At 64.7% G+C, this 23,612-nt stretch carries 20 protein-coding genes; 11 read left to right on the forward strand and 9 right to left on the reverse strand.

What is annotated here, in order from left to right:
• Positions 1-53: 53 nt before the first annotated feature.
• The 3 genes from PTE31013_RS20980 to PTE31013_RS20990 are packed head-to-tail and all read right to left on the reverse strand — an operon-like array spanning position 54 to position 3,271.
• A complete protein-coding gene (locus tag PTE31013_RS20980) occupies positions 54-1,388 on the reverse strand; it encodes a dicarboxylate/amino acid:cation symporter (RefSeq protein ID WP_150614576.1) in 1,335 nt (444 codons plus the stop codon).
• Between the two features lie 45 nt (positions 1,389-1,433).
• Positions 1,434-2,348, reverse strand: a complete 915-nt coding sequence (locus PTE31013_RS20985) for an ornithine cyclodeaminase family protein (RefSeq protein ID WP_150614577.1) — start codon at positions 2,346-2,348, stop codon at positions 1,434-1,436.
• On the reverse strand, positions 2,345-3,271 hold the full coding sequence (locus PTE31013_RS20990; RefSeq protein ID WP_150614578.1) for a PhzF family phenazine biosynthesis protein: 927 nt from the start codon (positions 3,269-3,271) through the stop codon (positions 2,345-2,347). Before PTE31013_RS20990 ends, PTE31013_RS20985 begins: the two co-directional genes overlap by 4 nt.
• 321 nt (positions 3,272-3,592) lie before the next feature.
• On the opposite strand from PTE31013_RS20990, the gene PTE31013_RS20995 reads away from it, so the two are divergent.
• Complete coding sequence (locus tag PTE31013_RS20995; RefSeq protein WP_150614579.1) at positions 3,593-4,447, forward strand: helix-turn-helix domain-containing protein; 855 nt, start codon at positions 3,593-3,595, stop codon at positions 4,445-4,447.
• A gap of 21 nt (positions 4,448-4,468) precedes the next feature.
• Here the strand turns inward: PTE31013_RS20995 and PTE31013_RS21000 are convergent, their stop codons facing one another.
• The 6 genes from PTE31013_RS21000 to PTE31013_RS21025 form a co-directional block, all read right to left on the reverse strand.
• Positions 4,469-5,221 (reverse strand): cupin domain-containing protein, encoded by a 753-nt coding sequence (locus PTE31013_RS21000; protein WP_150614580.1) that lies wholly within the window; start codon positions 5,219-5,221, stop codon positions 4,469-4,471.
• 90 nt (positions 5,222-5,311) lie between these two features.
• Positions 5,312-6,784, reverse strand: a complete 1,473-nt coding sequence (locus PTE31013_RS21005) for an NAD-dependent succinate-semialdehyde dehydrogenase (protein ID WP_150614581.1) — start codon at positions 6,782-6,784, stop codon at positions 5,312-5,314.
• An 84-nt stretch (positions 6,785-6,868) separates the two neighbouring features.
• The gene (locus PTE31013_RS21010) at positions 6,869-7,363 is read right to left on the reverse strand and encodes an Lrp/AsnC family transcriptional regulator (protein WP_130025303.1); all 495 of its coding nucleotides are present in this window, start codon (positions 7,361-7,363) and stop codon (positions 6,869-6,871) included.
• A 119-nt stretch (positions 7,364-7,482) separates the two neighbouring features.
• Complete coding sequence (locus PTE31013_RS21015) at positions 7,483-8,886, reverse strand: aminotransferase class III-fold pyridoxal phosphate-dependent enzyme (protein ID WP_150614582.1); 1,404 nt, start codon at positions 8,884-8,886, stop codon at positions 7,483-7,485.
• Between the two features lie 163 nt (positions 8,887-9,049).
• A complete protein-coding gene (locus PTE31013_RS21020; protein WP_150614583.1) occupies positions 9,050-9,976 on the reverse strand; it encodes a 2-hydroxyacid dehydrogenase in 927 nt (308 codons plus the stop codon).
• Between the two features lie 13 nt (positions 9,977-9,989).
• Positions 9,990-10,874 carry a GNAT family N-acetyltransferase gene (locus PTE31013_RS21025; protein ID WP_174978658.1) on the reverse strand — a complete coding sequence of 295 codons (885 nt, stop codon included), beginning with the start codon at positions 10,872-10,874 and terminating at the stop codon, positions 9,990-9,992.
• Between the two features lie 330 nt (positions 10,875-11,204).
• On the opposite strand from PTE31013_RS21025, the gene PTE31013_RS21030 reads away from it, so the two are divergent.
• The 10 genes from PTE31013_RS21030 to PTE31013_RS21075 all read left to right on the forward strand — a co-directional run bounded on the left by PTE31013_RS21030 (position 11,205) and on the right by PTE31013_RS21075 (position 23,606).
• On the forward strand, positions 11,205-12,683 hold the full coding sequence (locus PTE31013_RS21030; RefSeq protein WP_150614585.1) for an aldehyde dehydrogenase family protein: 1,479 nt from the start codon (positions 11,205-11,207) through the stop codon (positions 12,681-12,683).
• Between the two features lie 311 nt (positions 12,684-12,994).
• Complete coding sequence (locus tag PTE31013_RS21035; protein ID WP_150614586.1) at positions 12,995-13,663, forward strand: haloacid dehalogenase type II; 669 nt, start codon at positions 12,995-12,997, stop codon at positions 13,661-13,663.
• A 48-nt stretch (positions 13,664-13,711) separates the two neighbouring features.
• A complete protein-coding gene (locus PTE31013_RS21040; RefSeq protein ID WP_150614587.1) occupies positions 13,712-14,989 on the forward strand; it encodes an NAD(P)/FAD-dependent oxidoreductase in 1,278 nt (425 codons plus the stop codon).
• A 74-nt stretch (positions 14,990-15,063) separates the two neighbouring features.
• A complete protein-coding gene (locus PTE31013_RS21045) occupies positions 15,064-16,677 on the forward strand; it encodes an ABC transporter substrate-binding protein (RefSeq protein ID WP_150614588.1) in 1,614 nt (537 codons plus the stop codon).
• A gap of 115 nt (positions 16,678-16,792) precedes the next feature.
• Positions 16,793-17,749 (forward strand): ABC transporter permease, encoded by a 957-nt coding sequence (locus PTE31013_RS21050; RefSeq protein WP_150614589.1) that lies wholly within the window; start codon positions 16,793-16,795, stop codon positions 17,747-17,749.
• 155 nt (positions 17,750-17,904) lie between these two features.
• Entirely contained in the window at positions 17,905-18,699 is a 795-nt protein-coding gene (locus PTE31013_RS21055; RefSeq protein ID WP_246174792.1) for an ABC transporter permease, read from the forward strand.
• Entirely contained in the window at positions 18,696-20,582 is a 1,887-nt protein-coding gene (locus PTE31013_RS21060) for an ABC transporter ATP-binding protein (protein WP_246174784.1), read from the forward strand. Before PTE31013_RS21055 ends, PTE31013_RS21060 begins: the two co-directional genes overlap by 4 nt.
• Positions 20,579-20,968: a (2Fe-2S)-binding protein gene (locus tag PTE31013_RS21065; protein ID WP_150614590.1), complete on the forward strand. Its 390-nt coding sequence runs from the start codon at positions 20,579-20,581 to the stop codon at positions 20,966-20,968. The genes PTE31013_RS21060 and PTE31013_RS21065 overlap by 4 nt, the downstream gene beginning before the upstream one ends.
• Positions 20,953-22,392 carry an FAD/NAD(P)-dependent oxidoreductase gene (locus PTE31013_RS21070; protein ID WP_150614591.1) on the forward strand — a complete coding sequence of 480 codons (1,440 nt, stop codon included), beginning with the start codon at positions 20,953-20,955 and terminating at the stop codon, positions 22,390-22,392. Before PTE31013_RS21065 ends, PTE31013_RS21070 begins: the two co-directional genes overlap by 16 nt.
• Positions 22,389-23,606, forward strand: coding sequence for an NAD(P)/FAD-dependent oxidoreductase (locus PTE31013_RS21075; RefSeq protein ID WP_150614592.1), 1,218 nt, complete (start codon positions 22,389-22,391; stop codon positions 23,604-23,606). The genes PTE31013_RS21070 and PTE31013_RS21075 overlap by 4 nt, the downstream gene beginning before the upstream one ends.
• Positions 23,607-23,612 lie beyond the last annotated feature (6 nt).

Raw genomic sequence — 23,612 nt, forward strand, 5'->3', positions numbered from 1 at the left:
GCACGGCTGCCTCATGGGGCAGCCGTGCCGGTTCGCGCCGTTACCCTGCGGGGTTAAGCTCGGCCCGGCTCACCTTCCAACGCCAGGTCGAACCCGTCCGGTTCACGCGGATCCTGTACGCCGTGCCGTTCGACGAGCGGTGAAAGCGCCGCTTCGTCTTGTGTCGATGGCGCGAGCACCCCTTCCCATTTGGCCACGGCCGCCGAGGCTACGGCATTGCCCAGCACATTGGTCGCCGTGCGTCCCATGTCAAGGAAGTGATCCACGCCCATCACCAGCAGCAGTCCCGCCTCCGGAATATTGAACTGGCTCAACGTCGTTGCAATCACCACCAGCGAAGCACGCGGCACCGCCGCCATGCCTTTGCTCGTCAGCATCAGAATCGCCAGCATCGACAACTGTTCGGCGAACGAGAGGGGTACGCCATACGCCTGGGCGATAAACAGCGTGGCGAACGTGCAGTACATCATCGTGCCATCGAGATTGAACGAATAACCGACCGGCAGCACGAAACTCGCGATGCGTGTCGGCACACCGAACCGCTCAAGTTGTTCGAGCGTCTTCGGATAGGCCGATTCGCTGCTCGCAGTACTGAACCCCAATAGCATCGGCACGCGCATAGCACTCACCAGCGAGAATACACGTCGACCGAACATGACACCGCCCGCCAGGACGATCATCAGCCAAAGCAGCAGCAATCCGCCATAGAACTCGCCCATGAAGCGACCGTAGGTCGCGAGGATCGAGAGCCCGCGCGTCGCGACGACATTCGCCAGCGCGCCGAAAACGGCGAACGGCGCGGCCGCCATCACGTAAGACGTGACACGCAACATCACGTAAGACGTCTGGTCGAGCAAGCGCACAATGCTCTCCCCCTTCTCGCCCAACGCCAACAGGCCGGCACTGAAGAATGCGGCGAATACGACGATCTGCAGAATCTCATTGCCCGACATCGCCGCCACGATGCTGCTGGGCACGAGATGCACGACGAATTGATTGAGCGACAACCCGCCGGCATGCAAACCGGTTGTCACGTTGGCGGCCGGCAACGGCAGGCCCAGGGCGGCGCCCGGCTTCAGCCAGTTCGCCAGACAGGCACCCAGTACCAGCGAAAGCAAGCCCGCCGAGAGAAACCACGTCAGTGTGCGCAGACCAATGCGCCCAGCGGCACGCACATTCCCGATCTTCGTCACGCCGATTACCAGCGTGGAAAAAACCAATGGCGCGATGATCATCTTGATGAGGCGAAGGAATAGCTCCGCCAGCAGGGAGAAATAGCCACCGGCACGCGCAGCGTCGTCCGCGGACAACCACGTATGACAGGCGTAGCCGACGGCGATACCGAGCAGCATCCCGATCAGGATGCGAATCGTGAGGGGGAACTTCATGATGGACTCCTTGACGCCCGCCGGCATTGCCGGCGAAACGGTGCCTTACGCCATGAGGCGTGTGTAGGCGAGATAAGCGACGGCGGCATCCTGCAAGGCGATGCCGACGGCTTTGTAGATCACGATGTCCGTGGCGTCGGCACGACGGCGCTCGCCAGCGGCAATCACGGTTGAGAGATCGATGAGGGCCGACGACGCGAGCCATGTCTGCACCGGCCCCCACAGGTCGCCGGTTTCGTGCGGCGTCTGCCCGGTCCAGTCGACGACAATGCGAGACGCGCGTCGCAACGAGGCATCGTCCAGCTCGCGTTGATCCTGGCGCGTCGCGCCGATGCTCGCCACGAATGCCCCTTCCCGTAACCACTCCCCACAGATCACTGGATCCGACGCACGCGTCGCAAGGACGACGAGATCGGAATCGGCAGCCAAGCGGGCGTCGACGACCTCGGCGGCCAGGCCATGGTCCCGTTCGATTTCGGCGGCGAGCGCCTGGGCGCTGGACGTGTCGTGACTATGAATTCGGACCTCACGCAGGTTCGGACGGCTCGCAAACGCCAACGCATGCGCCCGCGCCTGAATGCCACTGCCGAAGATTCCCAGCGACCGACTCTCGGGACGCGCCAGATGGGCAGCCGCGAGCCGCGTCGTTGCAGAGGTGCGGAATCCGGTGATCGCATCGCCTTCCAGCAGCGCCATCAACGCGCCATCGTCCAACGAGAACAGCGCGATGTAGAAGCGAAATCGGCCTTCGATCGTCGTATAGAGCTTGCTCGCCGCGATGCGCTGCGTGCCGAGCATCGCACTCATTACGCTGAACTTGACGTTGTCGAGACCGATGCGCGCACGCGGCTGCACCGCTGCAGCATCGCTCGCCATGTCGAGATAGGCGGTACGAATGGCATCGACCACCGACGGCACATCGAGAACACTGGCCACTTGTGCGTTGCAGAAGGTCTTCATCGCGTCGGCTCCAGCATGGCGAATTCCACGGCGCCACTGATCCAGCACCCCGCATCGATATGATCGGCATCACGTAACGCCACGCGAATACACGACGGACGCCCCATCGCGAAGCCCTGATAGACGCGCATCGACGATTCGCCTTCGGCAAGCAGGCCATAGTGAAGCGCACCGTACAGCGTCGCGGCCGCGGCAATACCGGTAGCCGCGTCTTCCGGATAACCGGACAAACGCGGAAACTGCCGTGCGTGCAGCTCGAGTGGCCGTGCTCGCTCGAGCGCGAACGGATAAAGTCCGGTCGAGTCGAGTGCGTCGCACAGGGCGCGCACGTCGTCCAGGACGGGCGACAACGCGTTGAGCACTGACATCGAACGGACCGGGATGAGTGTCTTCGTGCGACTCGTTCGGGCATTGACGATGCCCAGGGGATCGAGGTCGCCCGGATCGAGTCGCAGCACCTGACACAGGGCGCCCACCAGCGACAGATCGTCGACGGGCTCGACAACGCCACGCGGCTGGCCGACATCGATACGGCGCGACGTCTCGTCATATCGCACGTCGACGAGGCCGCTCAGTGTCTCGACAGTGGCATGGCACGTCGTCCACCGGCCGGCTTGGCGCAACAACCACATCGCGCCAAGCGTGGCATGACCGCACATCTCCATCTCGTGCGCCGGTACAAAAAAACGGAGCCGAACGGTGTGGCGCGGATCGCTGGCTTTGCAGACGAAAGCGCTTTCGTGGCCGTAGCACGCCGCGATCGCCATCATCTCATCGGATGACAAGCCATCCGCGTTGAACACGACGGGGGCAGGATTACCGCCGCCAGCGCCAGCAGAAAACACGCTGACGAAACGCAAGTCCGGCGCGTCATGGCCGCGCACGGGGAAGCCGGTTGGGGGAGAAGTGTTTTCCAAGGTCATCGGAGCGCTCCGGGAGTCAAGTGCGGCAAGCATGCCGAAACCCTGGGAAACCGTCGCGCTCAATCCGGCCACTCGGGCCGCCCGATCCGGCCAAAGGCGGGTAAAGCCCGTATTTGCGCCTGCGAGACACTGCGGCCGATTCGGTCAGGGCGCCGCCCCCTCGTCCATTGTTGTCGCGTGGAAACGAGATGCCGCAAGCGTCATTCATCGCCCTTTGGCAAGCGCTATACTGAATGCCGACAGCCGCCACGCCACCGGCCCGGTGCCTTCACGGCCGTCCGCGCGGGTCGCGAATGGCCCGTCACGCAAAGGAAATGCCTGGTGAAGCCTTATCCGACCGCCCCTCGTCATCTCCATGGCGACCGCGTCGCCGATGTCCGGCATGTCTCGGTCGGCGAATACCGCACACGGCCGCATCGACACGACGACGAGTTCATGTTCCTGCTCCCCAGGACGGGACAACTCGTGCTTAACGTCGAATCGAATGTCGCACCGGTACGCGTTGCACCGAAATCGTTCGTCGTCGTGCCGCCCGAACGCATGCACGACACCCGGGGCTACCGCCCCGAACAGGCCCACGTGGCCGTCTACGTTGCCAGCGATTTCGTGACCTTTTGCGAACGCAAAGCCCGACGCAAGCTATCGTGCGCGCGCATCTCGATATGGTCGGCACCCTTGCTGTTGCTCGATGCGGTGCGTGTTGCCACGGGCACCGCGCGCTCGGGCGAGGGGCCACCAAGCGAGCTATGGGCATTGCGCGCGGACCTTGCGGCCCGTACGTTGGCGGCGAGTTGCGTGGAGGCCGGATTGACGGCAGCGGCGTTGACGCCGAATCGGGCCGATGCACGTGCCGAGATCGTGCGCGACATTTGTGCATTTCTCGACGAAACGCTCGATCAGCCGATCCCGCTCGAGCGCGTCGCGTACGAGTTCGGGCTGTCGCAACGATCATTGACGCGCGTCTTTCGTGAGGCCACCGGTGAGTCTATCGTCGATTATCAGTCCCGGCGGCGCGTGGAGATCGCGGCAACGCTACTGACCTCACCCGGCATGACCGTGCTCGCGGCCGCGGCCGCCGTCGGCCTCGAGTCGCCGTCGTATCTCGCACGGCTGTTCAGAAAATACGGCTATGGGCCGCCGAAAGGTTACAAGGGGGATGCCGTGACGACGTCGTGACGACGGCCACGGCAAGCCTTGTCAGGCCGGGCGATAGATTGCGTATACCTTTGCCACGTTGCCCCGACTTTCCCAACTGCACTGCGCGTTCTGCTCGACAAGAAAGATGTCGCCGCGCGAGAACGTGCCGCTACGTCCCGTTTCGTCCATGAAGGTCACACTGCCATCGAGCAGATGCATGAGTTCGTAATGGGCGTAACGCATCGCGACGCGATGATAAGGCGTCGAGTCCCACGTGCCACAAGTGAACGTCTCGTCCGCTGCGCGAAAGTCCGTGAAATTGCGACACGCCGGGGCCGGTGTGAGAAGCAGTTCAGCAGCCGGCCCGGCCGAAGGTGCCAACGACGGCACCTGATCAATCGGCACAATGTTGCCGTCGCCGACTTTCCCGCCCTCGCAGCGCATGAAGATGATCGATGTGGAGCCTTGCGTCGACCATGAAAATGCCGAACCGCGAGGGAGCACCGCGCTATGTCCCGGTCCGAGGGCCAGCCCTCGCTCGCCCTGCTGAAACGTGATCGCGCCTTCGGAAACGATGATGAACTCATCTGCCGGGTGCGACGCCACCGCACCGCGCCCCGCTTCGAGGGCAACGACACCGGCGGTCACGGGTCCCGGCAGCAGGTCCGCCAGACGGCGGCTCGCGAGAAAGTGGTCGTCGCCAGGCGAAGTCACCGGGGTGATGCCCTGGCGCTTGTCCGACACAAAGGTCTTGAGATCCAGGAAGGATCGGGGGCGCTCACATGGCGTCACGGCGCGTTGCAGTTCGGACATCTTGTCTCCAAGTATGGGGTGTTGAGTGCGAGCGGCGGCCGCCCCGCGACTTGGGGACGGCACCGCAGATCATCGTGACGGCGTACTTCGTCAGCCCAAATTGCCCTGACAGAGATACTTGATGACGAGATAGTCGTCCAACCCGTATTTCGATCCCTCCCGGCCGTACCCCGATTCCTTGACACCGCCGAACGGCGCCGCCTCGCTCGCGAGTGCGCCCTCGTTGATGCCGACGATGCCGGCTTCGAGCCCAGTCGCCACGCGCTCGATGCGACGCAAGTTCTCGCTGTAGAAATAGGCGGCAAGGCCGAACGGCGTGTCGTTGGCGCGTTGAATGGCTTCGTCCTCCGTCTCGAACCGGAACAGCGCCGCCACCGGCCCAAAGGTTTCCTCGCACGACAGCGCCATGTCTTCATGCGCATCACACAACACGGTGGGCGCATAGTAGTTCGGCCCCAGCGCCGCAAGACGCTGTCCGCCGGTGAGCACACGCGCGCCCTGAGCGAGTGCATCATCCACGTGTCGCGCAATCTTCTCGACCGCGCGCGCGTTGATCATCGGCCCGATCTTCGCGAGCGAATCCGTCGCGGGCGCCACCTTGAGCGACGCCACGGCGTCAGTCAACAACCCCGCGAAGCGCTCGTAGACGCCTGCCTGGACGTAGATCCGGTTCGGGCTCACGCACGTCTGACCGCCATTGCGGAACTTGGCCGCCATCAGCCCGGCGACCGCCGCGGGAAGATCCGCGTCGTCAAACACAATGAAGGGTGCATTGCCGCCCAACTCCAGCGACAACTTCTTGAGCGTCCCCGCCGACTCTCGCGCCAGGTGTTTGCCGACTGGCGTCGATCCGGTGAATGTGACCTTGCGCACACGCGAATCGGCAAGCCACTGCGCAACGGCACTCACGCCCTGGTCTCGCGACGCGGCAATCATATTCAGCACGCCGGCCGGCAAACCTGCCTCCTGCGCGAGATAAGCCAGCGCCAGCGCAGTGAGCGGCGTGTCCTCGGCAGGCTTGGCGACCACGGTGCAACCAACGGCAAGCGCCGGGGCGATCTTTCTTGCAATCATCGCGAGCGGGAAATTCCATGGCGTGATGGCCGCGACGATACCGATCGGCGCTTTCACCGCGCTCATGCGTTTCCCGCGCGCCTGGGTCGGGATGATGTCGCCATAAACGCGTGTCGCTTCATCGGCAAACCACGCGACATACGATGCGCCGTAGTTGACCTCGCCCAGCGCTTCGGCCAGCGGCTTGCCCTGTTCGCGTGAAATGAGGCGAGCGAGATCGTCGCGATGGGCCACGATCGCTGCATGCCAGCGCCGCAAGAACGCCGCGCGCTCGGCGGGTAGCGTCGCGCGCCACGCCGGCAGTGCGCGCTCGGCGGCGTCCACCGCGTCTCGCGCATCGGCCGGTTGGGCATCGGACACCATCGCCACGGTTTCGCCCGTCGCTGGGTCGACGACCGCGAAACGCTGCGCCGAGGCGGCGTCACGCCATTCGCCAGCGATCCATTGTTGCGTGCGCAGCAAATCGCCACGCGTGAGTTCAAGCGTCATGTTGCGGTTCTCCGGTTTGCGCAATACGGTCGCACGCCAGCCGCCCCGCCATCGGGGGGCAGAAGCATGCGTTAGCCGACGGTGTCAGCCCTGCGGCGGGAATAGGGTTTCGAGCGGGTAGTGCGTTTTGACGAAGGGTGACTTGATGATCACGAAACTGAAGTACTTCTCGATGCCGATATCGCGTTCGAGCAACCCCTCGATGATGCTTTGATAGTGACTCACGCTGCGCGTGACAAACTTGAGCAGGTAATCGTAGCCACCACTGGCGAGATGGCATTCGACAATCTCGTCGACGTCTCGGATGGCGTCGACAAAGCGAATGAAGTCCTCGCGCCGATGATCGGCGAGCGTGACCTCGGTAAACACAATCTGAATATCGCCAAGCTTTTCGAGCTGAATGCGTGCCCCGTAGCCGACGATATAACCCGCCTTCTCCAGGCGCTTGACGCGGATCAGGCAGGGGCTTGGCGACAAGCCCACGGCGTCGGCGAGTTCCACGTTCGTGATACGCCCGCGCTTCTGCAGTTGGCAAAGAATGCGCAGATCGATGCGGTCGAGTTTGCTGTCCGTGCCCATCGTAATTTCGAAGCGCCAACAGGGGCGCGGCCAATCGTGAATCGTGAACGATCTTAACACAGCGGATTCGCCTTACAGGCTTGATCCTTACCGCACCGGCTATCACGTCGACCCCCTGTTTACGCGGCTTTCCGGGCACCGAGTGCAGCACGTCGAGCAGCGCTGACCGCATCATCCGCCAGCACCTCGTCGAGCGTCGTGCGCACACGCTCGACCATGAGTGCCACCTCCCGGTCGGTGAAGCAAAGCGCCGGCGCGAATCCCAGAATGTTGTCGGCAAATGCTCGGAAGATCACGCCGTTCCGGTAAGCCGCTGCCGCGATCTTGTCGGCGAGTCGCAGCGACGGATCGAAGCGCGCCTTGCTTGCCTTGTCCGCGACGAGTTCCAGGGCGCCCAGCAAACCGCGATGACGCGAGTCGCCGACCAGCGGATGGTCGAGCAGCGAATCCAGACCGGCCCCGAACGTGTTGGCCACGGCCTGTCCGTTGGCAATCAAGCCATCTTCGTACAGGCGAATCACCTCGAGCGCCACGGCGGCACTCACGGGATGCGCAGAATACGTCTGGCCGTGCCCGACCACCTGCCCCTGCTCGCCGTCGGCGATCGCCTGATAAATGGCGTCGCTCATGAGGACTGCGCCCATCGGCGCGTAGCCCGAGGTCAACCCTTTCGCGACCGTCATCATGTCGGGCTCGACGTTCTCCGCCTCGCACGCAAACATCGGTCCGGTGCGACCAAAGCCAGTAATGACTTCGTCGGCGACGAACAGAATATCCAGGCGACGGCAGGCATCGCGCATGGCCTTGAGCCACCCCGTCGGGGGTACGATCACGCCGCCGGATCCCTGCACCGGCTCACAGAAGAATGCGGCAACGTGGTCGCTGCCCCCCAGTTCGGCAACCTTCGCCTCGAGCGCGGCCACACTTGCCGCGATGAGCGCCTGCCCGTCACGCCCGAGCGGGTCGCGATAGGCATAGGGCGACGGAAGATAGTGTTGCGTCGGCAACGGCACGTCGAAGCCGCGATGAAACGACGCGAGCGCCGTCAGACCGGCGCCGATCGATGACGATCCATGGTATCCGCGTTCAAGCGAGATGAAATGCTTCTTCTCCGGGCGGCCCGTCACATTGCAATAGTGCGTGATGAAGCGCAGGGCTGCGTCCACGGCGTCCGAACCACCAAGCGAAAAATACACGTGCTGCAGCGAGCGCGGCGCAATCGACACCAGCTTCTCGGCGAGTCGTGCCGCCGGCGCGCTGCCAAAGTGGAAATAAGCGGTTGCGTAGGGCAACGCCGCCATTTGCGCGGCTGCGGCGTCGACCACACTCTGCTGTCCATACCCCACGTTGACACACCACAACCCGGCAAAGGCATCGAGCAACTCGTTGCCGTCGATGTCGCGTAGATAAGCACCGTGCCCGGACTCGAGCATCGTCGCTCCCTGCCGCTCGTGGGCGCGATAGCTGACGACGGGATGGATGAGATGCCGGCGGTCGGCATCGAGGAGTGCTTGCTTGGACATGGGATCTCTCGGCTTGTCGGATGGGACGGGGGATGAACCTGTATCCATACTAAAGAGCCGGCGGCGCATATGCGTCGCCAAATAAAGCCGCAAAAAAAGCGCGCGCCGCAAATTTACGGCGCGCGCAGCATTTTGTGCTGCCGGGGTGGGCGCCCTGGCGGGCTCAATACCCCTGCGTGCGATCGATCTGCCCGATCATCGTCAGGCCGGCGCGATGTCTGCGCAGGTTTTCCAGCACTACCTCCACCGCCGTCTCCGGTCGCGTGGCGCTGGCGATATGCGGGGTGATGCGCACCTTCGGATGCGCCCACAGCGGGTGCGACGGCGGCAACGGCTCGGGGTCGGTGACATCGAGAATCGCACCCGACAGATGCCCGCTGTCGAGCAACGCCATGAGCGCGTACTGATTGAGATGCGGGCCACGTCCCACATTGATCAACCACGCGCCGCGCGGCAAGCCGCCCAGCAAACGTTTGTCGAGAATGCCGCGGGTGGCCGACGTAAGCGGCAACAGGCAGACCAGCACGTCGGTACGGGCAAGGAACGCGTCAAGCGACTCGTATCCCGCATAGCCAGCGACCCCATCCACATGCCGCGGCGTTCGACTCCATCCTGCGCAATCGAACCCGAAAGCCTTCAGGCGCGACAGGACCGCCTGCCCGAGCATGCCGAGACCCAGCACGCCAACGCGGCGCTCGCTTGCCGGCATCACGGCCAGTTCCGTCCACTGGCGCATCGTTTGCTGATGGGCGTATGCAAAGATGTCGCGGTGAATCGAGAGGACCGCCTGCGTCACGTACTCGACCATGCCCTCGACGATGCCGGGCTCGACCATGCGAACGACGGGAATATGATCCGGCACCCGTGACAGGTCGAACTGGTCGATACCGGCGCCCGTCGAGAACACGACTTCCACGTTCGGCAGCAACGCATTCAGATCTTCTGGCGGCTTCCACGCCGCGAGGTAACGCACCTCGCGCGCGTCGCCGACATCCGGCCACAGTCGGAATTCCGTCTCCGGCGCCCGCTGGGCGAACAAACGCGCCCACACGGCGCCGCGTGCCGGATCGGCCTTGTAAAGAAACGACATCTGCGCCCCCGCGTCAGCCGATGGCTTGATTAATGATGGCGAATTGCCGAACTTCGTCGTCGACGACCGGCATGCCGTTACGGGCCATCTTCACGACCGTGTCGACGCGCTCGAGTCCAAGCGCCTCGAGCCAATCCGTCAGCCCGCTGTCGGCGGGCGTGTCAATGCGCACAAAACGGCCTTCATGCAGCGTCAGCCAATGGGCGATCATGGCCTCGGCGCGCTGCCGCGCGAGCGACTCAGTGCCCGCGTCACTGACGACGACCACCGGACCGATCGCAAAGCCGCGGCCGAATCGCCTGAACAGTGAGAAGCCAAGCAATTCGCCGTCGCGCTCGATGGCAATGCCGTCGGCGACATCGAGAAGCGCGGGCAGAATACGCCCCCTGTCGAGTCCGCTGGCGCGGCTGGCGAGGGTGACGAGTCGGTCGGGATCGTTGGCGCTCAACGGCCGCAAACGTTCGCCGGGCGGCAACGCCATGAGCGGTGGACGACGCGCCGTCCCCTGATGCTGATCGATGCTGCCCACCGCATCGAACCCGAGCTTCTCATACAGCGGCTGTCCGGCCGGGGTGGCATGCAACAGCGTCATGCGGGTTCCCAGCTTGTCGAGCATGCGCTCCATCAACGCGCGCCCGATGCCGCGCCCTTGCTGTTCTGGCGAAACGATGACCATACCGAGCGAACCGCCCGACTCACCATACTGCCAATAAAGTGCGGTACCCACGACATCATCGCCGTCCAGCGCGACGAAGCCCTGTCCCTGGTGCGCCAGAAATCGCCAGTCATCGGGTTTGTGCGGCCAGCGCACGGCGCTGGACAGGCGATGGCCAGCCGCCACGTCCGTGGCGGCAAATGGCCGATAGACGAGATGAGAAGATGCATGGAATTCGGACACGCCGAGCCTCCTTGGGGTATTGCCGGATACGAAACCGTGGGCCACGCCCACCACGACTTCACTATGGCGACCCGAACGGACGCTGCATAGGACGATTCTATTGTTCCCCCGCAGGATCGAACGCCACGGCGAAAACGCGGCATTCGTGCCGCCGTCGTGCGCAAAACCGTTGCCGCATGCGGTCCGCGGAGTTGTTTCGATGCAATCTGCCACTCCGCCGCCCGTACCATGAATAGCGTCGCCATGCTCTGGCGGCCACGAATTCCCGTGCCCCCCTTTTGTCGCTTGCCAACCCCGGCGCACGCGCCGTAACGGCCCAGGAGAATCATCATGGACAGTTTCGATCCCGCGCAGGTGGACATCCCCACCGGGCATTTCATCGACGGCAAGCTAGTGGAAGCCGGTGACACCCCACTGGATGTCATCTGCCCGTCGAGCGGTCGCCCCTACGCCGAACTCGCGTTAGCCTCGCCCGACACGGTTGCCCGCGCAGCAGACGGTGCGTGGCACGCCTTTCGCCACAGCGGTTGGGCCACGTGTGCGCCGCGTGAACGCGCGCGCGTGCTGCGCCGCCTTGCCGATCTGGTCGAGTCCGACGTGCGTACGCTCGCGCCGCTGGAGGCCATTGGCTCGACACGCCCGGTACGCGAGACCGCCGACTGGGACGTGCCCTACACCGCCGAGTGCCTGCGCTTCTACGCGGAGCACGCCGACAAGCATGGGGGCGAGTTGGCGGCAACCGATCCGTCGCACCTCGGCATGACCATCACGGAACCGATCGGCGTCGTCGCGGCCATTGCCCCGTGGAACTTCCCGCTCGTCATGGCCATATGGAAAATCGCCCCGGCGTTGGCGGCGGGGAATGCCGTCGTGCTCAAGCCGTCGGAGTTGACGCCGTTCTCGGTTTTGCGTCTTGCTGAACTTGCCATACAGGCGGGCGTCCCCGCCAATCTCCTCAACGTCGTTCAAGGCGATGGCAGGACGACCGGCGACGCGCTCGTGCGCCACCCACGCGTCGGGAAAGTTACGTTTACCGGGTCCACGCGGACCGGGGCGGCCATCATGGAAGCCTGTGCGCAATCGGGGACCAAGCCCGTGACGCTGGAACTCGGCGGCAAGAGTCCGCAGGTGGTCTTTGCCGATGTGCCGGATCTGGATGCGGTTGCGCGTCGCATTGCCATGGGCATCACCGGCAATGCGGGCCAGGTGTGCAACGCGGGCTCGCGGCTCGTGGTCGAAGCGAGCATCGCCGAAGCGCTGCTCGACAAGCTGCGCGCCATTTTCGCGTCACTGCACCCGGGCGCCACGTGGTCGGCGGGCACAACGCTATCCCCCATCATCAGCGAAGCTCAGGTGCAGCGAATCGACGCACTTGTCTCGCGGGCGCGCGAGGCGGGCGCCAATGTGTACTGCGGCGCCGAGCGCGCGAATGCCTATCAGGATGGCGCTTGGTATGCCCCCACCCTCTTGACCGGCGTTCAGCCGCACGCCGAGATTGTGCGCGAGGAGGTATTCGGCCCCGTGCTCACAGTGCAGACATTCACTTCGGAAGCAGAAGCGTTGCAACTGGCGCAGCACGACGACTACGGGCTAGCGGCGGGTGTTCACACGGCCAACCTGGGGCGCGCCTTGCGCATGGTGCGCGGCATTGACGCGGGCAACATCTGGGTCAACCGCTATGGCCGCTCGTCGGACTTCGTGCTGCCCACCGGCGGCTTCAAGCGCTCGGGCCTGGGCAAGGATCTCGGCCGCCAGGCATTCGAAGCCAATCTGCGAAGCAAAGCCGTCCTCATCGACCTGAACGGATGAGCGTCTGTGGTTCGCGTTTGCCGCAGCGTCTTGTCTTTCAACGTTGATGCGGGTTAACACGGTCTCGAAAAAGCGCGAAGCATTTCGTGCTGTTCCTGCCCCCCAAAACGCATCGAATTCTATTTTTGCCTCGGATATTTCAACGCCAAGCCGAGATTTTGACCTGATTTAATTTTCCATAGGGATGTCGCACATCGCGCACCGGGCCGCAAGCCCGCTTCGCCTTTGACGACCACCGCCAGACCGCTTCGATGCCAACCCTTTTCGCCAAAGAATCCCTCGGGATTCGCCCTACACTGAGGACAGAGATCATGATCGACTTCGAGCCGAAATTCATTACCTTCGATTGCTACGGCACGCTGGTCAAATTCCGCATGGCCGACATGGCCCGCGAAATCTACGGCAACCGTCTGCAGGGCGAGGCGCTCGAGAATTTCGTCAAGCTGTTTGCCGCCTATCGTCGCGATGAAGTCCTTGGGGCATGGAAGCCTTACCGCGACGTCGTCGTCGATTCGGTGCGCCGCACCTGCGAACGCACCGGCGTGGTGTTCAACGTCGACGAAGCCGAGCAATTCTATCTGGCCGTGCCGACCTGGGGTCCGCACCCGGACGTGCCGGAAGGTCTCTCGCGCCTGGCCAAGAAGTACAAGCTGGTAGGCCTGACGAATGCCGCCAACGAGCAGATCATGAGCAATATCGAAAAGCTGGGCGCTCCTTTCCACGCGGTCATCACCGCGGAAGAGGCCGGCGCTTACAAGCCGCGCATGCAGGGCTTCGAGTACATGTTCAAGAAGCTCGGCGTGCAACCGCACGAGATTCTGCACGTCTCGTCGAGCCCGCGTTACGACCTGATGACAGCCCATGACCTTGGCATCAAGCACAAGGCCATGGTGCTGCGCGGCCACGAGCCGGAGGCGCCGTTCTACGAATACACGCCGGTCAAGGACATCATCGATCTTGCCGTGCAGCTCGGCCTGTAATCAACACTTCCGTTGCCCCTCCCTGCGGCCTTCGACCCTCGCCCCGACATGAAACTCGAATCGTACTGGCTCGACACCGTTGCACGATTTGCCGGCACCCAGGAGGGCCCGGTGGAGGGCCGTGCCGACGTCGCCGTGATCGGCGCGGGCTTCACCGGACTCTCCGCTGCGCTGGCGTTGAGCAAGCGCGGCGCAACGGTGACCGTGATCGATGCGGGTGCTGTCGGCGCGGGGGCATCGGGCCGCAACGGTGGCCACTGCAACACCGGCGTGGCGCAGGATTACGTCGCGCTCACGGCGCAACTCGGGGCCGAGCGTGCGCGGGCCTGCTATCGCGCCTACGCAGCGGCTGTCGACACCGTGGAACGTGTGATCCGTGAGGAAGGCATCGACTGCGACTACAGCCGTCGCGGCAAACTGAAGCTTGCCGCCAAGCCTCACCACATGGCGCATCTGGCCGCGACCGCCGAGTTGATCGCGCGCGACGTCGATCCCGACGTTCAACTGATCGACCGCGCCGGCATCGGCGCCGAAATCGCCTCGGACGCGTTCCATGGCGGCCTGCTGCAACGCCATGGCGGACAGATGCACATGGGCAAGTTTGCTGCAGGCCTGGCATCGGCTGCGGTACGCCACGGCGCCCGCCTGTATGAGCATGCGCCTGTGACGCAGATTGTGCGTCAGGGCGACGGTACGTATCGGGTGAAATCGGATCGCGGCGAGGTCGTCGCCACACAAGTCCTCGTCGCCACCGGCCCGTCCCGCCACGGCCCGTTCGGATGGTATCGCCGGCGCATGGCACCGGTCGGTTCGTTCATCATCGTGACCGAGCCGCTTGGCGCCGGAACGCTCGACGCGCTCCTGCCGAACCGCCGCGCCTACGTCACCAGCCGATTGATGCACCACTACTTCCGCACCACCCCGGATCACCGGCTCGTCTTCGGCGGACGCGCCCGCTTCACGGCGTCGGAGCAACCTTCGGACGAGCGCAGCGGGCGCATTTTGCGTGCGAATCTTGCCACGCTGTTCCCGCCGCTCGCCCAGGCTCGCATTGACTACTGCTGGGGCGGACTGGTCGACATTACCGCCGACAGGCTGCCTCGCGCCGGACAGCACGACGGCATCTATTTCTCCATGGGCTACAGCGGCCACGGCACGCAGATGGCTACCCACATGGGGCAAATCATGGCCGACGTGATGAACGGCCGCATCGAGGCCAACCCGTGGCGTGATTTCGACTGGCCCGCCATCCCGGGACACACCGGCAAACCGTGGTTCCTGCCGCTCGTCGGCGCGTATTTCCGCATCAAAGACATTTTCTATTGATTTATCCGGCGCTTAACCGCCGATGAAGGCTGGCAATCCTGATCCCTCGGCAACCCCACAAGTGGAGATGTGCAATGAATTCAGAAAAATCGGTCAACGGTGTCGACCTGTGCGCAGCACCGGATGAGAGCCTGAGTCAGCGCGGCGCCCAGCGCCGGGACCTGCTGCGCGCGATGGCCGCCAGCGGGTTGCTGACCCTGACCGGCACGGGCCTGCTGAGCGTGAGCGGTCAGGCCTTTGCCCAGACGCCGAAGCGCGGCGGCAAGATTCGCGTGGCCACGCAATCGGCGTCGGCGGCCGATACGCTCGATCCGGCCAAGGGCGCGCTCGCTACCGACTACGTGCGGGCCAACATGATCTACAACGGCCTGACGGAACTCGATTCGAAGCTCGGCGCCAAGCTGGCGCTCGCCGCGTCGATCGATACCAAGGACGCCAAGGTCTGGGTGATCAAACTGCGCAGCGGCGTGCAATTCCACGACGGCAAGCCCCTGACGCCGGCCGACGTCACGTATTCGATCCTGCGTCACAAGGACCCCGCGACCGCCTCCAAGGCGAAGACGCTGGCCGACCAGATCAAGGAAGCGAAGGCAACCGGACCCAACGAGGTGACCATCACGCTCGAAGGGCCGAACGCCGACCTGCCGGTGATTCTCGCCACCTCGCACTTCCTCATCATCAAGGACGGCACCAAGGACTTCACGACGGCCGTGGGTACGGGGCCGTTCAAGGTGAAGGAATTCTCGCCGGGGGTGCGCACCGTCGGTGTGCGCAACGAGAAGTACTGGAAGCCCGGACAGCCCTATCTCGACGAAATCGAGCTGATTGGCATCGGCGACGAATCCGCCCGCGTGAATGCCCTGCTCTCCGGCGACGTTCAACTGATCAACGCCGTGAGTGCGCGCTCGACCGAGCGCATCAAGACCACGCCGGGATACGCGGTGCTCGAAACCAAGACGGGGCAATACACCGACCTCATCATGCGCGACGAAGGCGGCATCACCGGCAACACGGATTTCCGCCGGGGCATGATGCATCTGTTCGACCGTGAGCAGATCCGAAAGACCGTATTCCGCGGCTTTGGTGCGATCGGCAACGACCAGCCCATCGACCCGAGCAACAAGTACTACATGGCCGGACTGCCGCAACGTCCCTTCGACCCCGAGAAGGCCGCCTGGTATTTCAAGAAGGCCAACCTGCCCACGGCGCCGCTACAAGTCTACGCCACGCCCGCCGCCGAAGGGTCTGTCGAAATGGCGATGATGCTTCAGCAAATCGCCCCGAAGGCCGGTCTGAACCTTCAGATTACCCGCGTGCCTGCCGACGGCTACTGGTCAAACCATTGGATGAAGCACCCCCTCACTTTCGGTTCCGTGAATGCACGCCCGAGCGCCGATGTGCTGCTCACACAGTTCTTCCGCTCGGATGCCCCGTGGAACGAAGCGAACTGGAAGAACCCCAAGTTCGATCAGTTGCTCGTTGCCGCGCGTGGCGAACCCGACGACGCAAAACGCAAGGCGCTCTATGGCGACATTCAGACGTTGATTCACCAGGACGGCGGCATCGGCATCCCCATGTTCCTCTCATCACTCGATGCCCACACCGCCAAGCTCAAGGGATTGGGCTCGATCCCGCTGGCGGGTCTCATGGGCTTCGCCTTCGCGGAGCACGTCTGGCTTGACGCCTGAGATTGACCGCGCGTTGCAGCAGTAAGAGGGCGATGCGCGCCACCTGGCACGGCGCGCATCGGTCTGACACCGTCGTTTCCCACGCGCGGCGTCGTATTAACGGGAGAGGTTTCCGATGAAATCCCAGGTGCAACGACTTATCGCCGCGCGCTTCGGCCTGGCCTTGCTGACATTGGTGCTGGTGTCGGCAATCGTGTTCACGATCACGGCCCTGCTGCCGGGCGACGCCGCCCAGATGGCGCTGGGGCAGGCCGCCACCCCCGACGCCGTCACCGCACTGCGTCACCAACTTGGCCTCGACCAGCCAGCGCTCACCCGCTACTTCCAGTGGCTCGTTCACATGAGTGCGGGCAACTTCGGCGAATCGATGTCGAACAATCTGCCCGTCGCGCAACTCATCGCCAGCCGTCTGCCCAACTCGCTCGTGCTCGCGGGCCTCACCACGCTCGTATCGGTGCCGCTGGCGCTGGCCATCGGCATTGCCGCCGCCATGTGGCGCGGCTCGCTGCTCGATCGCGTGCTCAACATCCTGACGCTCTCGGCGGTGGCGGTCCCTGAGTTCCTGGTCGCGACCATCGCCGTGCTGATCTTCGCCGTCAAGCTGCGCTGGCTTCCGGCACTGTCGTATCTGTCGTCCGTCAACTCGTTCGACGACCTGGTGCGGATCTACGCCATGCCGGTCATGACATTGTGCTGCGTGATCGTCGCCCAGATGGCGCGGATGACACGCGCCGCGGTGATCGATCAATTGAGCTCGTCGTACGTGGAAATGGCCATCCTCAAGGGTGCGTCGCCCATGCGCATCGTCTGGCGACACGTGCTCCCGAACGCCATCGGCCCGATCGCCAACGTGGTCGCGCTGAGCCTGTCGTATCTGTTCGGTGGCGTGGTGATCGTCGAGACGATCTTCAATTACCCGGGCCTCGCCAGCTTGCTTGTCGACGCGGTCACCAACCGCGATCTGCCGCTCGTACAAGGCTGTGTCATGGTGTTCTGCGCGGCTTATCTCCTGCTCGTGTTAATCGCCGATCTGTGTGCGGTCGTCTCCAATCCGAGGCTGCGTCAACGATGAATCCGATTTCCCGCCCCCCTGTCGGCACCGCCGAGACCGTGCCGCCCGCCCTGCCCGTCATGCCCATCACGCCAGCGCCCGACTCCGTCACTTCGCCAGCGGCCAGCCACGCCGGCCGCTTTGCCGGTCTGCGCGAACGCGTCTCGTGGCTCGGCATGATCGGCGCCGCGCTGGTGCTGTTCTGGCTGGTCATCGCCTGCATCGGCCCGTTGATCGCGCCGCATCCGGGCGGCGCCTTCACGTCAGCCGACGTTTTCGCGAGCTATAGCGCAGCCTACCCACTCGGCACCGACTACCTCGGGCGCGACATCCTCAGCCGAATTCTCATCGGTACGCGTTTTACCGTCGGCATCGCCCTGGCGGCCGCAGTACTCGCCAGCGCGGCGGGCACGTGCTTCGGCTTGCTGGCGGCGGTCGCGCCGCGCTGGGTCGACGAGGTGCTCTCGCGCGTGTTCGATGCGCTGGTGTCCATCCCGAGCAAAGTGCTGGCCCTCGTCGTCATCGCGGCGTTCGGCTCCGGCAATACGCTCCTGATCCTGGTGACGGCGTTTGCCTATATTCCGGGCGCATTCCGCATCTCACGTTCGTTGGCGGTCAATCTCATGACACTCGAATACGTGCAGGTCGCCCGCGCGCGCGGTGAAAAGCTCCTCTACATCGCCCGCGTGGAAGTCCTGCCGAACATGATCCATCCGATGCTCGCCGACTTCGGGCTGCGCTTCGTGTTCATCGTGCTGCTGCTCTCCGGCCTTTCCTTCCTTGGCCTCGGCGTGCAGCCGCCAAACGCCGATTGGGGCTCGCTTGTCCGAGAAAACATCGGCGGCTTGGCCGAAGGCTCTCCTGCGGTCCTCATGCCGGCACTGGCCATCGCCTCGCTGACGATCGGCGTGAATCTGCTGATTGACAACCTGCGCCGGCGTGGCGCGTTCGGTACCGGAGGCGCGAAATGACAATGCAGACCCCAGCAGGCATGCCGTGCGCCCCGGTGATGATCGACGTGCGTGGCTTGCGCGTCGTGGCGCGCAGCCGCGGCATAACCTCCGAGATCGTGCGCGGTGTCGACTTTTCGGTGCGGCGCGGCGAAGTCCTCGCGCTCATCGGTGAATCCGGGTCCGGCAAGACGACCATCGCGCTGTCCTTGCTAGGGTACGCGCGCAACGGCTGCGAAATCGCGGGAGGGCAAGTCCGTATCGGCGACATCGACGTTCTCTCGCTCGATGACCGCGGCCGGCGCGCGCTTCGCGCACGCACGGTCGCCTACGTGGCGCAAAGCGCTTCGGCCGGATTCAACCCAGCGCGCACGATCATGGATCAGGTGATCGAGCCCGCACTGCTGCACAAGACCGCCTCCGCCACGCAAGCGCGCGTGAAGGCGATCGAATTGTTCAGGGCGTTGGCGCTGCCGTCGCCGGACAGCATCGGCGAGCGCTATCCGCACCAGGTCTCGGGCGGGCAGTTGCAGCGCTTGATGGCCGCCATGGCGCTCATCACCGATCCGGCCGTGGTCGTGTTCGACGAGCCGACCACCGCGCTCGACGTCACTACCCAGATCGAGGTCCTCGCCGCGTTCAAGAAGGTGATTCGCGAACTGGGGACCACGGCGGTGTACGTCTCGCACGATCTCGCCGTGGTGGCGCAGATGGCCGATCAGATCGTCGTGCTCAACGGCGGCACGGTCCGTGAGATCGGCGCGACAGCGAAAATACTGCGTAGCCCCGACGATGCCTACACCCGCGAGTTGCTCGCCGCGCGCCGTCATGACGACCTGCCGATCGCAGGCGCGGCACGCAGTGACACGCCTGCCCCGCCGCTGCTCGAAATTCGCGGCCTGCACGCGGGATACGGCAATCGCGACCGGCATGGCCTGCCGGCGACACGCGTGCTCGACGATGTCAGTCTTCGCATCGCCAAAGGCAGTGCGCTGGGCGTGATCGGCGAATCTGGCTCGGGGAAAACAACGTTGGCGCGCGTGGTGGCGGGCCTGGTACCGCGCGCGCGCGGCGAGGTCTGGTTCGACGGCCAACCGCTTCCCGATTCGCTGAACGAGCGCAACGCCGAGCACTATCGCCGCATCCAGATCGTGTTCCAGAACGCCGATACAGCGCTGAATCCGAGTCACACCATCGCCGATATTCTCGCGCGTCCACTCAAGCTCTACCACGGCTTGCGCGGCGATGCCGCAAAGCATCGAACGTTGGCTTTGCTCGACCGCGTCCGGCTACCTTCCACACTGCTCGATCGCACGCCAGGCGGCCTGTCTGGCGGGCAGAAGCAACGCGTGAACCTGGCGCGTGCGCTGGCGGCGGAACCGTCGCTGATCCTGTGCGACGAGGTCACCTCTGCGCTCGACACGGTCGTGGGCGCCGCGATCATCGATCTGCTGGCGGAGCTGCGTCGGGAACTGGGCCTGTCGTATCTGTTCATCAGTCACGATATTTCGACGGTGCGTGCCATCTGCGACGAAGTGATGGTGCTGTATGCGGGCCAGCGAGTGGAATCCGGGGCACGCGAAGTCCTCAGTTCGCCGCCCTGGCATCCGTATACCCGGATGCTCGTCGAGTCCGTGCCGGCCTTGCGCCAGGGTTGGCTCGATGAGCGACGCGCCTGTGTCACGAAGACACTCCCGCCCTTGGCGGCCAGCGCCGACGTGGCGGAGTTGTGCGCCTTTCGCGATCGCTGCCCGGTGCGCATCGACGGCAAGTGCAACGTCACGCCGCCGTCGCTCAAGACGCTCCAGAACGGTGCCGCCATTCTTTGCCACCATGCGAGCGGCGACCTCGATGCGTTGCAGGCCGCTCAGCGCATGCCGCGCGAACCGGAGTTGAGCGCATGACCACCACGCGCGACAAGCCGCAACATCCCCCGCACGCACGCTTCGTGCGCGTGGCTGAAACCGGGCGCGCACCGGTATCCTTGCGCGTCGATGCGCGCCCCGTGCAAGCCTTCGAAGGCGATACCGTCATGGTCGCCATCCTGACCGCCCAGGGCGCCCTTCGCGATGCCGAATTCGGTCCGGAGCGCCGTGCGGGCTTCTGTGTCATGGGGGCTTGCCAGGACTGTTGGGTCTGGACACGCACCGGGCAACGGCTACGGGCGTGCACTACCCCCGCGGCGGCTGGCATGGACATCGTCACGCGACTCGTGCGCAGTAACGACGACGCGACGGCCCCCATGCGGGCATCGACCGGTGGCGAGGAGGCACTATGGCCGCTCGCGTGATCGTCATCGGCGCCGGTCCGGCCGGGGTGCGCGCGGCCGAAGCGCTGGTCGAGGCGGGTGTGCGACCGCTCGTGATCGACGAGGGACGCCGCGACGGTGGCCAGATCTACCGCCGCCAGCCCGACGGCTTTCGCCGCCCCTACTCCGCCCTTTACGGAACGGAAGCCACACGCGCCCAGCGCCTGCACAGCCGTTTCGACGCACTGCGGCCTCACATCGACTATCTGCCGGAAACGCTGGTATGGAATATCCGAGATGGCGTCGTCCATCTGTCCAATGCGCAAGGCGCGAGCCGGGCCCCCTTCGAGGCACTGCTGGTGTGTACGGGCGCCACCGACCGGCTCATGCCGGTACCGGGTTGGCAGTACGCCGGCACGTACAGCCTCGGTGGCGCCCAGGTCGCCCTCAAGTCGCAGGGCTGTGCCATTGGCGAGCAAACGGTCATGCTCGGCACCGGGCCGCTGTTGTACCTGCTCGCCGCTCAGTATGTGAAGGCCGGCGTGAAGCCCGCCGCCGTGCTGGACACCTCCCCCGCGCCTGCGCGCTTTCGCGCCTTGCCGCAATTGCTGGTCAAGCCGGCCGTTCTGCTCAAGGGCGCCGCGCTGCTGCGCACGCTGCGCGCGGCCGGCGTCCCGATACATCGCGGCGTCACGCCGGTGCGTATCGAAGGGGATGACGAACTGGGCGTGCGCAGCGTGCACGTGGCACTGGCCAACGGCACACCGCTCGACGTCCCCGCCAACGCCGTCGCCATGGGCTTTCACCTGCGCCCCGAAACGCAGATCGCCGATCTGGCCGGTTGCGCATTCGCGTTCGATGCTGCGGCCGGACAGTGGCTTCCCGAAATCGACGAAGATGGCCGCAGCAGTGTCCCGGGCGTCTACCTCGCAGGCGATGGTGCCCGCGTGCGCGGCGCCGAAGCCGCCGAGTGTGCCGGGCGGCTTGCCGCACTGGCGGCGTTGCGCGCGTTGGGCCTCGAATCGAAGCACGATGACACCGACCATCTGCGCAAGGCATTGACGCGCTTTTCGCGCTTTGCGGCCGGCTTGCGCACCGCGTTTCCCTGGCCGGCGCATCTTGCGAGGCAATTGCCCGACACGACCGTGGTCTGCCGCTGCGAGGGCATCACGGCGGGCGAGTTGCGCCGCGTTTGCACGCGGGAAGGCGCCGTGGAGGCCAATCGGGCGAAAGCATTCTCGCGCGTTGGCATGGGTCGATGCCAGGGCCGATTCTGTGCGCACGCCGGGGCCGAGGTAATGGCCGCGGCGCTGGCGGTCCCACTCGCCGACGTCGGCCGTCTGCGCGCCCAGGCACCGGTCAAGCCGCTGGCCGTCGCGCTGGACCCCGTACCGCAGGCATACGGCAGCGATACCCCCCACGACAACGCGGCAAGCACAACGCCAAACGTCACGGAGCTTTCATGAGCCTGCATGCTTCGCACACGCCCCATGCGGATGTCATCGTCATCGGTGGCGGCATCATGGGTTGCAGCACGGCATTCTTCCTGCGCCGCCACGGGCTATCCGTGGTGCTGCTGGAGCGCAACATGACCGGACAGCAGGCCAGCGGCACCAACTTCGGCGGCGTGCGCCGGCAAGGCCGGGCGCTGCCACAGTTGGCCATGTCTCATCGCGCGTTACGGATCTGGCAGGCTTCACGTGAACTGCTCGGCAGCGACATCGAATTTCTGCCGTCCGGACACACGCGCGTGGCTTACCACGCGCACGACGCCGAGTATTTCGACGACTACGCCCGGCAGGCGCACGACTACGGACTGGAACTCGAGGTATTGCACGGTGCGGCGATGCGCCGCCGCTTTCCGTTTCTCGGACCGGACGTACTCGCCGCCTCGGTCTCGCCGCTCGACGGACACGCCAACCCACGCCTGGCCGCTCCCGCCTTCGCGCGCGCGGCGAGCGCACTGGGGGCCGACATTCGTGAGAACGCGCCCGTGCGTCAGATCGAGCGAACCGCAGCGGGATTTCGTGTCGAGACCCTCGCTGGCGAGCATTTCCTGGCCGAACGCATCGTCATTTGCGCGGGTGCGTGGACCAATGCATTGGCATCGCAATTTGGCGAATCCGCGCCGTTGACGGTGCGCGGTCCGCAGATGGCCGTCACCGAACCGGTGCCCTACGTGTTTCGCTCGTCGATGGGCGTCTACACGTCGATCAAGGAAGAAAGCATCTATTTCCGGCAGATTCCCCGTGGCAATCTCATTCTGGGTGGTGGTCCGCCGGGTCCTGCCGATGCGACGACATCGCGCGCCGCCGTGCTGCCCGAAAACACGCTCGGTCAACTGCGGCAGTTCAGGCGACTGGTGCCCGGTGTGACACCGCTGAATATCATTCGCGTCTGGAGCGGCGTCGAGAGTTATCTGCCCGATGGCGAGCCCGTCATCGGCAAGAGCGGCACAACCGACGGACTCTATTACGCATTCGGGTTCAGCGGTGCCGGCTTTCAGATCGGCCCAGGTGTCGGCGAGACGCTGGCCGAGCTGATCGCCACCGGCCGCTCGGAGATCGATCTGCAACCGTTCCGGATCCAGCGTTTCGACGCCCGCGGGCCAAGTGCGCAGGCCTCCACACCAACCATGGCGCAAGGCCGTCCTCCCTTCCCCACGGTAACCCCCACATGAACGCGA

This window comes from Pandoraea terrigena, assembly GCF_902459705.1.
In the GTDB taxonomy this organism is placed as follows: Bacteria; Pseudomonadota; Gammaproteobacteria; order Burkholderiales; family Burkholderiaceae; genus Pandoraea; species Pandoraea terrigena.